Annotated in this window: 14 protein-coding genes; 4 read left to right on the forward strand and 10 right to left on the reverse strand. The window is 69.2% G+C overall.

What is annotated here, in order from left to right:
- From JMF90_RS07350 to JMF90_RS07365, 4 genes are all read left to right on the forward strand, one after another.
- Positions 1 to 1,422: ABC transporter permease (locus tag JMF90_RS07350; protein WP_236597956.1), on the forward strand; the 1,422-nt coding region annotated here is incomplete at its 5' end.
- A 44-nt stretch (positions 1,423 to 1,466) separates the two neighbouring features.
- A complete protein-coding gene (locus JMF90_RS07355) occupies positions 1,467 to 1,877 on the forward strand; it encodes a group II truncated hemoglobin (protein WP_006478237.1) in 411 nt (136 codons plus the stop codon).
- Between the two features lie 102 nt (positions 1,878 to 1,979).
- Entirely contained in the window at positions 1,980 to 2,711 is a 732-nt protein-coding gene (locus JMF90_RS07360; RefSeq protein WP_054928018.1) for an alanyl-tRNA editing protein, read from the forward strand.
- Positions 2,708 to 3,325 carry a DUF924 family protein gene (locus JMF90_RS07365; RefSeq protein WP_054928017.1) on the forward strand — a complete coding sequence of 206 codons (618 nt, stop codon included), beginning with the start codon at positions 2,708 to 2,710 and terminating at the stop codon, positions 3,323 to 3,325. The genes JMF90_RS07360 and JMF90_RS07365 overlap by 4 nt, the downstream gene beginning before the upstream one ends.
- A 173-nt stretch (positions 3,326 to 3,498) precedes the next feature.
- Here the strand turns inward: JMF90_RS07365 and JMF90_RS07370 are convergent, their stop codons facing one another.
- The 10 genes from JMF90_RS07370 to JMF90_RS07415 all read right to left on the reverse strand — a co-directional run.
- Positions 3,499 to 5,391: a glycosyltransferase family 39 protein gene (locus tag JMF90_RS07370; protein WP_054928016.1), complete on the reverse strand. Its 1,893-nt coding sequence runs from the start codon at positions 5,389 to 5,391 to the stop codon at positions 3,499 to 3,501.
- 227 nt (positions 5,392 to 5,618) lie between these two features.
- Positions 5,619 to 6,380 (reverse strand): SDR family oxidoreductase, encoded by a 762-nt coding sequence (locus tag JMF90_RS07375; protein ID WP_054928015.1) that lies wholly within the window; start codon positions 6,378 to 6,380, stop codon positions 5,619 to 5,621.
- Positions 6,381 to 6,402: 22 nt separating this feature from the next.
- Positions 6,403 to 6,984: a TIGR00730 family Rossman fold protein gene (locus tag JMF90_RS07380; protein ID WP_054928014.1), complete on the reverse strand. Its 582-nt coding sequence runs from the start codon at positions 6,982 to 6,984 to the stop codon at positions 6,403 to 6,405.
- Positions 6,981 to 7,739, reverse strand: a complete 759-nt coding sequence (locus tag JMF90_RS07385) for a TetR/AcrR family transcriptional regulator (RefSeq protein WP_006478243.1) — start codon at positions 7,737 to 7,739, stop codon at positions 6,981 to 6,983. Before JMF90_RS07385 ends, JMF90_RS07380 begins: the two co-directional genes overlap by 4 nt.
- Before the next feature lie 201 nt (positions 7,740 to 7,940).
- A complete protein-coding gene (locus JMF90_RS07390; protein WP_011694335.1) occupies positions 7,941 to 8,477 on the reverse strand; it encodes a diacylglycerol kinase in 537 nt (178 codons plus the stop codon).
- A complete protein-coding gene (locus tag JMF90_RS07395; protein ID WP_043888581.1) occupies positions 8,474 to 9,508 on the reverse strand; it encodes a glycosyltransferase family 1 protein in 1,035 nt (344 codons plus the stop codon). The genes JMF90_RS07390 and JMF90_RS07395 overlap by 4 nt, the downstream gene beginning before the upstream one ends.
- 28 nt (positions 9,509 to 9,536) lie before the next feature.
- Positions 9,537 to 10,475 (reverse strand): UDP-2,3-diacylglucosamine diphosphatase, encoded by a 939-nt coding sequence (locus JMF90_RS07400; RefSeq protein WP_006478246.1) that lies wholly within the window; start codon positions 10,473 to 10,475, stop codon positions 9,537 to 9,539.
- Between the two features lie 225 nt (positions 10,476 to 10,700).
- A complete protein-coding gene (locus JMF90_RS07405) occupies positions 10,701 to 11,207 on the reverse strand; it encodes an RDD family protein (RefSeq protein WP_054928013.1) in 507 nt (168 codons plus the stop codon).
- A gap of 6 nt (positions 11,208 to 11,213) precedes the next feature.
- On the reverse strand, positions 11,214 to 11,981 hold the full coding sequence (locus tag JMF90_RS07410; protein WP_011545824.1) for a DUF3106 domain-containing protein: 768 nt from the start codon (positions 11,979 to 11,981) through the stop codon (positions 11,214 to 11,216).
- A 26-nt stretch (positions 11,982 to 12,007) separates the two neighbouring features.
- Positions 12,008 to 12,369: DUF3619 family protein (locus JMF90_RS07415; protein WP_201325009.1), on the reverse strand; the 362-nt coding region annotated here is incomplete at its 5' end.

Genomic DNA, 12,369 nt, shown 5'->3' on the forward strand with positions numbered 1-12,369 from the left:
GTGCTGCTGCTCGGTTTCGCGCTGCCGCCGCTCGTCCCGCTCACGCGCGTGCCGCCGGTACGCGTGCTGCGGCGCGATTGGGGCGACGCGTCGCGCACCGCGTGGGCCGCGTATGCGATCGGCGTCGTGCTGTTCGCGGGGCTGCTGATCGTGGCCGCCGGCAACCTGAAGCTCGGCCTGATCGTCGCGGGCGGCTTCGCCGGCGCGCTGGTCGGGTTCGCGCTGATCGCCCGGCTCGTGCTGTTCGCCGCCGCGCGCGCGGTGCGCAATGCGCGCGTGGCCGCGGGCGTCGGCTGGCGTTACGCGCTGGCGTCGCTGCACCGGCGCGGCACGGCCAGCGCGCTGCAGATCACCGCGCTCGCGCTCGGCCTGATGTGCCTGCTGCTGATCGCGATCACACGCAACGACCTCGTGGCGGGCTGGCGGCAGTCGACGCCGCCCGATGCGCCGAACCAGTTCCTGATCGACATCCAGCCCGACCAGCGCGCCGATGTGGCCGCCTATCTGGCCGCGCACGGCGTGCGCGACGCGGTGCCCGCGCCGATGGTGCGCGGCCGCCTGGTCGCGATCAACGGCAAGCCGGTGAATCCGGACGCATATCCTTCCGAAGAGGCGCGCCGGCTCGTCGATCGCGAGTTCAACCTGTCGTATACGACCGAACTGCCGTCCGACAACCGGATCGTCGAAGGCGACTGGTTCGGCAACGCGGCCACGCCGCAGATCTCGATCGAAGCCGGCCTCGCGAAGACGCTGAACGTGAAACCGGGCGATACGCTGCGCTTCGACGTGACGGGGCTGACGGTCGATGCGCCGATCACCAGCGTGCGCAAGCTCGACTGGGGCTCGTTCCGCGTCAACTTCTTCGTGTTGATGCCGCCGCCGGTGCTGAAGGATTTCCCCGCCGTCTACCTGACCAGTTTCCATCTGCCGGCCTCGAACGCCGCGCTGCTCGATCCGCTGATCGCGCGCTACCCGAACCTGACCGCGATCGACGTCGCGCCGATCCTCGCGCAGTTGCAGCGGATGATGCTGCAGGTGGTCGGTGCGGTGCAGTTCCTGTTCGCGTTCACGCTCGCGGCCGGCGTGCTCGTGCTGTACACGGCGCTCGCCGGCTCGCGCGACGAGCGCGTGCGCGAGGCCGCGCTGCTGCGTGCGCTCGGCGCGTCGCGCGCGCAGGTCAACGCAGTGCAGCGCGCGGAATTCGTCGTGGTCGGCGCGCTGGCCGGCGTGCTGGCATCGGCGGGCGCGATCGCGGTCGGCTGGGTGCTCGCGTCGCGCGTGTTCGACTTCCAGCTCGCCGTCGATCCGTGGCTCGTGCCGGCGGGCATCGCGGCCGGTGTCGTCTGCGCCGGTGCGGCCGGCTGGTTGAGCCTGCATAATGTGTTGCGGCGCCCCGCGCTGCAGTCGCTGCGCGACGCCTGAGCGTCGCCCGCGGCCCCGAAGATCCCGTTTTCCGACTATCCGTAATGACCGATGTGAATGACGATGCGCCGGCGCAGCCGACGGCGTTCGAGCTCGTGGGCGGCGAAGCCCGCGTGCGCGAAATGGTGGACCGTTTCTACGACCTGATGGACCTCGAACCCGAGTTCGCGCAGATTCGCGCGCTGCATCCGCCGTCGCTCGACGGTTCGCGCGACAAGCTGTTCTGGTTCCTGTGCGGCTGGCTCGGCGGCCCCGACCACTACATCAGCCGGTTCGGCCATCCCCGGCTGCGCGCGCGACACCTGCCGTTCCCGATCGCGTCGGTCGAGCGTGACCAGTGGCTGCGCTGCATGGCGTGGGCGATGGAGGACGTCGGGTTGCCGGAGCCGCTGCGCGAGCGGCTCATGCATTCGTTCTACGACACGGCCGACTGGATGCGCAACCGGCCCGGTTGATCGACCGGTACGCCGCTGTCCGCGCGCGGGACGATCTGCGCTGGGCGCATGAGCGGCCCGGCGCGACACTGGCCGTTTCTCCATCGATACGAGGCTTGCCCGATGACGACCCAAGCGCTGTTTCGCGAAGACGCGTACCTCACGCAATGCGAGGCGATCGTCCAGGCCGTCGGCGACGGCGGCATCCGGCTCGACCGCACCGTGTTCTATCCGCTCGGCGGCGGCCAGGCCGGCGACACCGGCACGCTGACGCTGCCCGACGGCAGCACGATCGCGATCGCCGACACGCGCAAGGCGAAGTTCGACGGCGCGACGCCCGACGACGCCGTCCACGTGCCCGCGCCGGGCCAGGAGGCGAGCGTCGCGACGCTCGCCCCCGGCACGCGCGTGGTTGCTGAGATCGATTGGCTGCGCCGCTACCGGCACATGCGTCTGCACACGGCCGCGCACCTGATGTGCGCGGTGCTGCCGTACGCGGTCGACGGCTGCAGCGTGACGGCCGACTACGTGCGGCTCGATTTCGCGACTTCCGACGCGATCGACCGCGACGACGTCGAGCGGCGCCTCGCGGGCTTCGTCGTCGGCGCGCATCCGGTCACGACCGAATGGATCACCGACGACGAGATGGCCGAGCGTCCCGAACTCGTGCGCACGATGAGCGTGAAGCCGCCGATGGGCCTCGGCCGCGTGCGGCTGCTGCGCATCGAAAACGTCGACCTGCAGCCGTGCGGCGGCACGCATGTGCGCAACACGTCCGAAATCGGCGGGTTGCGGGTCGCGAAACTGGAAAAGAAGAGTGCGCGCACACGGCGCCTCGTACTGGAGTTTGCATGACGGTCGATACCGGGAAAGCAGGCGCGGCGGCGCTCGATCCGCAGGCACGGGAGATTCTCGATTTCTGGTTCGGCGAGCCGGACTCGGCCGAATTCGGGCAGAACCGCAAGGTCTGGTTCAACGGCGGCGCCGCGTTCGACGACGTGCTGCGCACGCGTTACGGCGCGCTGCTCGACGCCGCGTGCGACGGCGCCTGCGATCACTGGGCCGATTCGCCGTCGGGCGCGCTGGCGTTGATCGTCGTGCTCGACCAGTTCTCGCGCAACATCCATCGCGGCACGCCGCGCGCGTTCGCCGCCGATCCGAAAGCGCTCGCGCTCGCCCGCCGCGTCGTCGCGGCCGGCTGGGACGCCCGGTTGCCGAGCGGCCATCACCGTGCGTTCGCGTATCTGCCGTTCGAGCACGACGAGTCGGTCGAGAGCCAGCGCGAGGCCGTGCGCCTGTGCGCGGGCATCCGCGACGAGGCCGGATGCGAGAGCTATCACCGCTACGCGTTGCTGCATGCGGCGATCGTCGAGCGCTTCGGCCGCTTTCCGCACCGGAACGCGATTCTCGGTCGCGCGTCGACCGACGAGGAAACGGCGTTTCTGCGAGAGCCCGGCTCGTCGTTCTGACGATCCGTACGTTGGCGTGATGAGGGAACGGGGCGGCTAACGCCCGGACGCTTGCGGGTTCGTGCAGGCACGGGTACGGCAGCACGGGCTGCGCACCGGTCGGGCGGATTGCCGCGACCTATGCCGAAGAGGAAAGTGAAGGCGGGCAGGACGGCGCATCGCGCCGTCCTGTATCACTGCAGGTGCTGTTCGGGCGTGCGCACGTAGACGCGCAGCAATTCCTCGTTGTCGCCCGGGCGGGCGCCCGTCCAGAACAGCTTCCATTCGCTGCCCGGCGCCGGATCGACGGCCCGCACGCCCTGCACGATCATCCACGTGCAGCGCGTCGTCTTCGCGTCGTCGATCGGCGTGTGCTCGATGCCGGAGAAGTAGTACAGCATCGGCGCTTCCGATTCGCCGAGCCCGTGCAGGCTCGCCATGCAGTCGCCGTCGTTCCATTCGAGCGCGAGATGCGCGTTCAGGTCGTCGAACACCGAGCGGTAGCTCTTCGCGACGTCGAGCCACGGCAGCAGCAGCGTATAGATGAGTCCCCACGCAACGAGCGCGCCGGCGCCCCACGACAGCGCGCCGCGCCACAGCCCCGTCGTGCGCAGCTTCGGCAGCAGCGTCAGCCAGCCGACCGTCAGCGCGAGCGCGCCGGTCACGAGCGCGGGCTGGATCGGCATCGTCCAGTCGAGCGGCAGCCAGCGGCCGAGCAGCGCGAGATCCGCGCGCGACGCGGCCGGATCGGCCATCACCGCCCAGATCGCCCATGCGAGCACGACGACCGTGCCGAACAGGATGCGGCTGAGGTAATCCCACGCGAGATGCAGCCGGCGCGGCAGGCGCTCGATCGCCTGCGCGGCGACCAGCGCGAGCGGCGCGAAGAACGGCAGGATGTAGAGCTGGCGCGACGTCGCGGACACCTGCAGCACCACGAGCCCGATGCCGGCGAACAGCACGGGTAGCGCGATGCGCGGCGCACGCCAGTCGCGCCATGCGCCGCGGGCGAGCGCGACGATCGCGAGCGGCGCGACCGGGAAGCCGACGGTAAGGAACGCGCGCAGGATGAAGAACGGCTTGTCGTTTTCCGCGCCCAGTTCGGGCACGGAGAAACCGAAGAAGCGACCGACGTTGTTGTCCCAGAACCACGTCATGAACAGCGTTTCGGAGCGCAGGAACAGCGCGGTCGGCCAGATCAGCGCGAACGGCGCGAACACGAGTGCGGCGACGCCCAGCGCGCGGGCGAACGAGCGGGTGCGGCAGGCCGGGTAGAGCGCCAGCGTGCACACGAGCGTGGCCGCGAACACGAGCGGCACGAACAGCCCTTTCGCCATCAGCGCGATGCCGACGCCCGCGCCGAAGACCGGCGCGGCCCAGCGGCTCGCCGGATGCACCGGCAGCCCGTGCCGCATCTGCTGCGCCCGCGCGACATGCTGCATCACGAGTTCGAGCAGCCCGCAGAACCCGATTGCCGTCCCGGCAAACAACGCGACGTCCGTCATCATGTCGTGCACGTGCTTGATGACGACGAGCGTGCCGGCGCTGAGTACCACCGGGCCGAGCACGCGCAGGTCGAACCAGGTGTCCGCGCGACTGGCCACGCGGGCCGCGCGGGCGATGAAGCCGAACGCGAGCGCGGCGAACAGGGCACTCGCCAGGCGCGCCGCGTCGTGCAGCGGCATCACGCGCTGCAGCAGCCACGCGAGGCTGGTCGCGACCCATGCGTAAAGCGGCGGCTTTTCCATGAACGGCAGGCCGGCATTGGTCGGCACGACGAAGTCGCCGGTCTCGAGCATGTGCTGGATGATGCCGAACGTGTAGGTTTCGTCCTGTTTCCACGGATCGTGGCCGAGCACACCGGGCAGCGTGTACGCGCACACCAGTGCGGCGATGAACAGCCAGGCGCGCCAGCCGAGCAGCAGCGAGCGGTCGCGCGGGGCGCTGATCGTGGCGGTCGAGGCGGCGACGGGCGTACCGGCGACGTCGAGCGTCGCGAGGACGTCGGTATCGGCGGTCGAGCGGGTGTGCGCGGCCGGGGCGGGCACGGACGTGCGTCGTCGGCTGGGCGCTGCGGTTCCAGGCATGGAAAAGATCTCGGGTCGAGTCGAGCCGGTCCGGCGACATGGGCGGGACCGATAAGGGATTACATCCGGCTAACGGACAGGATGTTTAAGACACCTGTCTGAATGACCGCTAGTAGAGCACGGAATTGTTACGGATGTTTACTGAAACTGTCACGGAATTGTGGAGATTTGTGGCACCGTGACCACGGGGCGTTTTCGTCAGCCGTATTGTTGCGCCGCGTGTCAGCTTAGCGGCCGCCGCCGACGTCGAGCAGGGCGCCCGTCGTGTAGGACGCCGCATCGCCGAGCAGCCAGACGATCGCCTCGGCGATCTCCTGTGCCTCGCCCGCGCGGCCGAGCGGCGTTTGTGCGCCGAGGCGGGCGGCGCGGCCCGGCTGGCCGCCGCTTGCATGAATTTCGGTCTCGATCAGGCCGGGGCGCACCGCGTTGACGCGCACGCCGTGCGGGCCGAGTTCCTTTGCCAGGCCGATCGTCAGCGAATCGACCGCGCCTTTCGAGCCCGCGTAGTCGACGTACTCGTTCGGCGAGCCGAGCCGCGACGCGATCGACGACACGTTGACGATCGCGCCGCCGCGGCCGCCACGGTCGGTCGACAGCCGGCGCGCCGCTTCCCGCGCGCACAGATAGGCGCCGAGCACGTTGGTATCGAACATCCGCCGCAGCCGGTCGACCGGCATGTCGGCGAGCGGCATCGACGGCGCGACGATGCCTGCATTGTTCACGAGCGCGTCGAGGCGCCCGAACTCGGTCGCAACCGTATCGAACATCGCGACGACGTCGGCCTCGTTCGCGACATCGCCCGCGACGATGCACGCGCGGCCGCCCGCGTCGCGCACGGCCTGCGCGGTCAGTTCGGCCGCTGCCGCGTCGCGCGCGTAGTTGATGCCGACGTCCCAGCCGCGTTCGGCCGCGAGCACGGCGGTCGCGCGGCCGATGCCGCGGCTCGCGCCGGTGATGAGGACTGCCTTGCGGTCGGACGGTGCGGTCATCGCGTGCGGTTTCCGGTGAGGATCACTTCGCTGCGTCTGGCGCCCACTTGTCGCGGGCGGGCGGCAGGTAGTGGCGCAGCCGCTCGATCAGCGCGACGGGTTCCGATTCGACGCACAGCGCGTCGAAATAGGCGGGCCGCATGAAGCCTTCGTCGACCGTATGGCGCAGTAGCGCGATCAGCGGATCGTAGAACGAATCGATGTTGTAGAGCGCGACGGGCTTGCGGTGATAGCCGAGCTGCGCCCACGTGTAGACCTCGAAGAGCTCCTCGAGCGTGCCGGCGCCGCCGGGCATCGCGACGAACGCGTCGGAGAGGTCGGCCATCATTTTCTTGCGATGGTGCATGTCGGGCACGACGTGCAGTTCCGACAGCCCCGTATGGCCGACTTCCTTGTCGACGAGCAGCTCGGGGATCACGCCGACCGCACGGCCGCCGGCCGCCATCACTTCGTCGGCGATCACGCCCATCAGGCCGACGCGGCCGCCGCCGTACACGAGCGTGAGGCCCGCATCGACGAGCGCGCGGCCGAACGCGCGCGCGGCGTCGGCATAGACGGGCCGCACGCCGGACGACGAGCCGCAGTAAACGCAGACTGCCTTCATTGCTTGGAATCCTTGGCGGACGCCTGCCCGGTGACGACGGGGCTGTCGGCGGGGCGCGGGGAGCCGTCGCGCGGCGGCAGGTAGTCGGTGAACTGGCGCTTGGGCAGCTTGCCGGAGACGAGGTCGTCGAACAGCTGGCGCGAACGGCCGCGCAGGTACGGGGCCATGATCGAGATCACGTGCATGCTCACCTGGTGCAGCTCTTCGCGGATCGCGTCCTGGTCGTTGTATTTGCGCGGATGCATCACGTACTGGTACGACAGCCAGTAGGTCGAGATCACCGCCATGTTGGTGGCGATGACTTCGATCTCGGCGGGCGTCGCGACCATTTCGGCATCGGAGACGAGCAGCTCGCACATGTCGTGCGCGAAGCGCACCTTGTGGCTGATGATCTGCTTGAAGTGCGTCTCGAGCGTGCGGTTGCGCGCGAGCAGGTCGTTGAGGTCGCGATACAGGAACCGGTAGGTCCACATGAAATCGGCCATGTACTGCAGGTACGACCAGGTTTCGTCGATCGTCGGACGGTGATCTTCGGGGAAGCGCAGCCGCCGTTCGATCTGCTGCTCGAACTGCGCGAAGATGCTGTTGATGATGTCGTCCTTGTTGCGGAAATGGTAGTACAGGTTGCCTGGACTGATTTCCATTTCCTCGGCGATCGTCGTGGTGGTGACGTTCGGCTCGCCGATCTCGTTGAAGAGTTTCAACGACAACTCGAGAATCCGTTCGCGGGTGCGGCGGGGAGGTTTCGCTTCCATGTCGTCCGGCCCTGTGTGTGCCGGACTGGCGGGCGCTGCAATCGATGCTGCGTGATTCGTCCGGCGCGGGTTGCTGTTCTATGTCTAGCGGACGATTATAAACCGGGGTTCCGCCACATCGGGGCATTTCATGATCGCGGCCCCGCGCGGCGCATGGTGCAGCGCCGCATGCGGGCGACGGGAAGGACGCCGGGCGGTTGCCTAGAAGCCGAGCCAGCGTGCGACGACCGGCCCGAGCACGAAGCCCCACGTCGTCACGCACGCGAACAGCGCGACCGTCACAGCCGCGCTGCCGAGGTCCTTCGCGCGCTTCGAGAGTTCGTGGCGCTCGAGCGAGATGCGGTCGATCGCGGCTTCGACGCTCGAGTTGAGCAGCTCGACGATCAGCACCAGCAGCACCGAGCCGATCAGCAGCGCGCGCGATGCGGCCGGCACCGGCGCGAACGCGCCGATCGGCAGCATCAGCGCGGCGAGCGTGAGCTCCTGGCGAAACGCGCTTTCCTCGCGGATCGCGACGCGAAAGCCGTTCAGCGAATGCTTGAGCGCGAACCACGCACGCGTGATGCCGCGGTGGCGCTTGTACGGGTTCGGCGGCAACGGCGCGAGCCGGTCGTCGGGGCCGAGCGGCTCGTGCGGGTGCACGTCCGCATCGGCGTGCGGTTCTTCCTCGTCGAACGGGCGGTGCCGTGACGGCGTCGCGGCGGGGGGCGGGATCTTGTCGTTCAGGTCTCGTTTCAAACGGCGGCACCTTCGGCTGGCGAGTACGCGGTCTTCGGCAGCGGCTTCAGATGCGACGCGAACTGCTCGGATGCCGCGCGCCACGAGAAGCGTTCCGCCCACGCGCGCGCAGTCGTGCGTTCGATCTTCAGCGCCTCGAGGCAGGCTTCCTGCAGGTCCTCGTGCATCGCGCCCGCGTCGCCGCCGCTGAGCACGTCGATCGGGCCCGTGACGGGATACGCGGCCACCGGCGTGCCGCAGGCGAGGGCTTCGAGCAGCACGAGGCCGAACGTGTCGGTGCGACTCGGGAATACGAACACGTCGGCCGCAGCATACACCTTCGCGAGCTCGGTCTGTGACAGCACGCCGAGATAGTTCGCCTCCGGGTAGCGCGACTTCAGCTCCGCGAGCGCGGGGCCTTCGCCCGCGACCCACTTCGAGCCGGGCAGGTCGAGGCGCAGGAACGCCTCGACGTTCTTCTCGATCGCGACGCGGCCCACGTACAGGAAGATCGGCCGCGCGGTGTTGAGCACCTTCGACTCCATCGGCCGGAAGATGTCGAGATCGACGCCGCGGGTCCACAGCACGACGTTCGTGAAGCCGAATTTCTCGAGGTCCTGCTTGACGACCGGCGTCGGCGCCATCACCGCGAGCGACGGGCCGTGGAACCAGTGCAGGAAGCGGTAGGTGGCGGCGAGCGGAATACCGAAGCGCGCCTGCACGTATTCCGGAAAGCGCGTGTGGTACGCGGTGGTGTACGGCAGCTTGCGGGCGCGCGCATAGCGCCGCGCGGCCAGGCCGAGCGGGCCTTCGGTCGCGATGTGCAGCGCATCGGGTGCGAACGCATCGATCCGCGCGCGCAGCTTGCGGTACGGCAGGATCGACAGGCGGATCTCGGGGTAGGTCGGGCAGGGCACCGTGCGGAATTCCAGCGGCGTCAGCAGTTCGACGCGGTGGCCGAGCGCCGTGAGTTCGCGCGCCGTGCTCTTCAGCGTGCGCACGACGCCGTTGACCTGCGGTTCCCACGCGTCGGTGACGATCATGATCTTCATCGCGGCATGTCCTGTAAGTAGGGTTGTGTCAGGCAGCGGCCTTGGCCTTGCGCGACGTGGTCTCCGACGGCGCGGTGCGCATCACCGTCCAGTAGACGATCTTCAGTTCGCCTTCCATCGTTTCGACGAGCGCGGACAGGCTTTCGACCCAGTCGCCGTCGTTGCAGTACAGCACGCCGTCGATGTCGCGGATCTCGGCCTTGTGGATGTGGCCGCACACGACGCCGTCGCAGCCGCGGCGGCGCGCCTCGTCGGTCATCACGGTCTCGAACTGCGAGATGAAGTTGACCGCGTTCTTGACCTGGTGCTTCAGGTACTGCGACAGCGACCAGTACTGGAAGCCGAGCCGGCTGCGGATCCGGTTGAACCAGCGGTTCAGCACGAGGATCAGCGTGTAGAGCGTGTCGCCGAGGTACGCGAGCCATTTCGCGTGCTGGATCACGCCGTCGAACAGGTCGCCGTGCACGATCCACAAACGTTTGCCTGCGAGCGTCGTGTGGAATGCCTCGCCGCGCACCTGGATGTCGCCGAACGCGAGATCGCAGAACTGCCGCGCGCCTTCGTCGTGGTTGCCGGGGATGTAGACGACCTGCGTGCCCTTGCGCGCCTTGCGCAGGATCTTCTGCACGACGTCGTTGTGCGCCTGCGGCCAGTACCAGCCCTTTTTCAGCTGCCAGCCGTCGATGATGTCGCCGACGAGGTACAGGTATTCCGAGTCGTTGTGACGCAGGAAATCCAGCAGGTAGGGCGCCTGGCAGCCGCTCGAGCCGAGGTGGATGTCGGACAGCCAGATGGTGCGGTAGCGATGGGCGGACGGCTCGGGGTCCTCGTGCTGCGTGGTGTGCGCGACGGGCGGCTTGTGCGACACCACGCCGTCGGTTGCCCCCGAGCCGGACAGGAACGCAGTGGCGGCGCGGGCGCCGATGGGGTGACGAAACAGTGAGGTCGCGGACGTTTTCTGGCCCATGCATGACTCGCGCCGGTTGACATTACCGGCATTCCGCCATGCGGGCGTGACTGTGCCATGACAGTCACGAGACGTTCTTATTACGACCGTTGAAGGGTGTTTAGCAGTGAACGAGCGGGCGTTGCGTCATCTGCCGTACTGAACCGCCGACGCTTGTCAGGCAAGGCCGTCTGGCTGGAGGGAAGGGCACCGAGCGAGCGGCTTTCGTCTGGCGAATGCGGCGCGTCAGCGCGGTATCGCGACGACGCGGGTGCGCGCGATCCGGTCGTGCGGGAACTGACGGCCGGCGTGCAATCGGGCGGCGCCGGCCCATACGACGATCCACGCGGCGGCGAGCGCGAGCGTGACGGGTACCGACAGGCCGAGGAGCGGGTGCAGCGCGAGCGGCGGCAGGAACCACAGCCAGCCGAGCACGTAGCGGACGAGCGCGTGGCTGGCGCTCAGCGGTCGGCCGCTGGACGATTCGAGCCGCAGCCGCCAGGTTTTCATCGGCAGCGTCTGGCCGCCGTGCGTCCAGAACCACACGAAATACGCGCCGACGACGAGCGCGATCCACGTGGCAAGCAGGTTGTGATGGACGAGGCCGTTGCGTTGCTGCGTCGCGAGGCTGAACGCGAGCCCGGCGAAGAACACGACGCCGAACAGCAGCACGCCTTCGTAGAGCAGCGCGGCGAGGCGCCGCCGCACGGACGGCGCGGCGGCCGGGGTGTCGGGCGCGCGGACGTTCGCCACGGCCGTTCAGGAGCCCTTGAACAGCGAAGGCGCGTCGGCGGGCGACACCGGCGCCACGGCGGCCGGTGCGGACGCGGTGCCGGACGTCGACGACGCGGGCACCGGCTGCGCGGCGACGCCGGCCGACGCGGGCGCCGGGGCGGCGGCCGCACCGCTGGCCGGGTGTTCGTGCGAATTGACGAGGCGGCGGACGTCACGGTCGGCGACGGTCGGCGGCGCGCTGACGACGCTCGGCTTGCGGCGGCGTTCGGCGGCGGCAAGCCGTTCCTTCTGCTCCTCGGGGAGTTGCTGGTAGGCCTTCCACGCGCGCTCGCGCGCCTGCGCGGACAGCTCCTTCGCGCTCTGGTAGTTCTCGCGTGCGACGCGGCGCTGCTCGGGCGTCATTTTCGCCCATTCGGTCATCCGCTCCTGCAGGCGCTTCTGGTCATCCGGCGACAACTTCGCGAAACGCGATGCGATCTTCAGCCATTTACGCTTGCGGGCATCGCTGAAGCCGTCCCACTGGTCGGCGAACGGGGCGAGGGCCGCATGCTGCGCCGGCGTGAGGCGCGCCCACGACAGCGGGCCGGCGGCGGCCGGCAGCGGCAGGGGAAGCGGCAGCGGGGGAAGTTCGGTGGTCAGCCCGGCCGCGGCCGACGCCGGTGCGGCGGAACTGGTGGTCGCGACGGGCGTCGTCGCGGGGGCCGGGTGGAATCGGGGATACGTGGCGACGTAGGAAACGGCGATCGCGATCACGCATCCGAAAAATACGGCCAGGCCGCGCTTCTGACTCACCCGTACGATCCCCTCGTTATTGTCTGTTAGTGAGCGCGCGAAAGATACGCGTTGAACCCGTGGTCGAGATACGCGTTGAGCGGCAGGTCGTCGCTGAGCATCGCCGCGTCGATGTCGGCGAGTTCGGCGGTGCGCTGCATGTCTTCCCAGTACGCGATGCCGACGAGCCCCGCGAGCAGCAACGCGAGCGGCCATGCGCGCAGCAGGCGGCGGCCGAACGACGTCGGCGGGCGGTTCGCGGGCGTCGGGCCGTAGGCGCCGGCCGCGCCGGCGAAGGCCGGCACGAACACCGGCGCGGTCGCGGCTTCGGGCTTCTTGCGCGCGAGCGCGGCCCGGCGGGCGACGGCCAGCCGATCGGTGGTCGCGGCAGGCAGCGCGGCCGCGCGCT

It is taken from the genome of Burkholderia sp. E168m23 (assembly GCF_016586125.1).
GTDB classification, from domain to species: domain Bacteria; phylum Pseudomonadota; class Gammaproteobacteria; order Burkholderiales; family Burkholderiaceae; genus Burkholderia; species Burkholderia orbicola.

Bases quoted from the DNA above. Each gene is read 5' to 3' on its own strand.
- JMF90_RS07360 (WP_054928018.1), top strand. From the start codon at position 1,980: ATGACGACCCAAGCGCTGTTTCGCGAAGACGCGTACCTCACGCAATGC.
- JMF90_RS07375 (WP_054928015.1), bottom strand. From the start codon at position 6,380: ATGACCGCACCGTCCGACCGCAAGGCAGTCCTCATCACCGGCGCGAGC.
- JMF90_RS07380 (WP_054928014.1), bottom strand. From the start codon at position 6,984: ATGAAGGCAGTCTGCGTTTACTGCGGCTCGTCGTCCGGCGTGCGGCCC.
- JMF90_RS07395 (WP_043888581.1), bottom strand. From the start codon at position 9,508: ATGAAGATCATGATCGTCACCGACGCGTGGGAACCGCAGGTCAACGGC.
- JMF90_RS07365 (WP_054928017.1), top strand. From the start codon at position 2,708: ATGACGGTCGATACCGGGAAAGCAGGCGCGGCGGCGCTCGATCCGCAG.
- JMF90_RS07370 (WP_054928016.1), bottom strand. From the start codon at position 5,391: ATGCCTGGAACCGCAGCGCCCAGCCGACGACGCACGTCCGTGCCCGCC.
- JMF90_RS07400 (WP_006478246.1), bottom strand. From the start codon at position 10,475: ATGGGCCAGAAAACGTCCGCGACCTCACTGTTTCGTCACCCCATCGGC.
- JMF90_RS07385 (WP_006478243.1), bottom strand. From the start codon at position 7,739: ATGGAAGCGAAACCTCCCCGCCGCACCCGCGAACGGATTCTCGAGTTG.
- JMF90_RS07355 (WP_006478237.1), top strand. From the start codon at position 1,467: ATGACCGATGTGAATGACGATGCGCCGGCGCAGCCGACGGCGTTCGAG.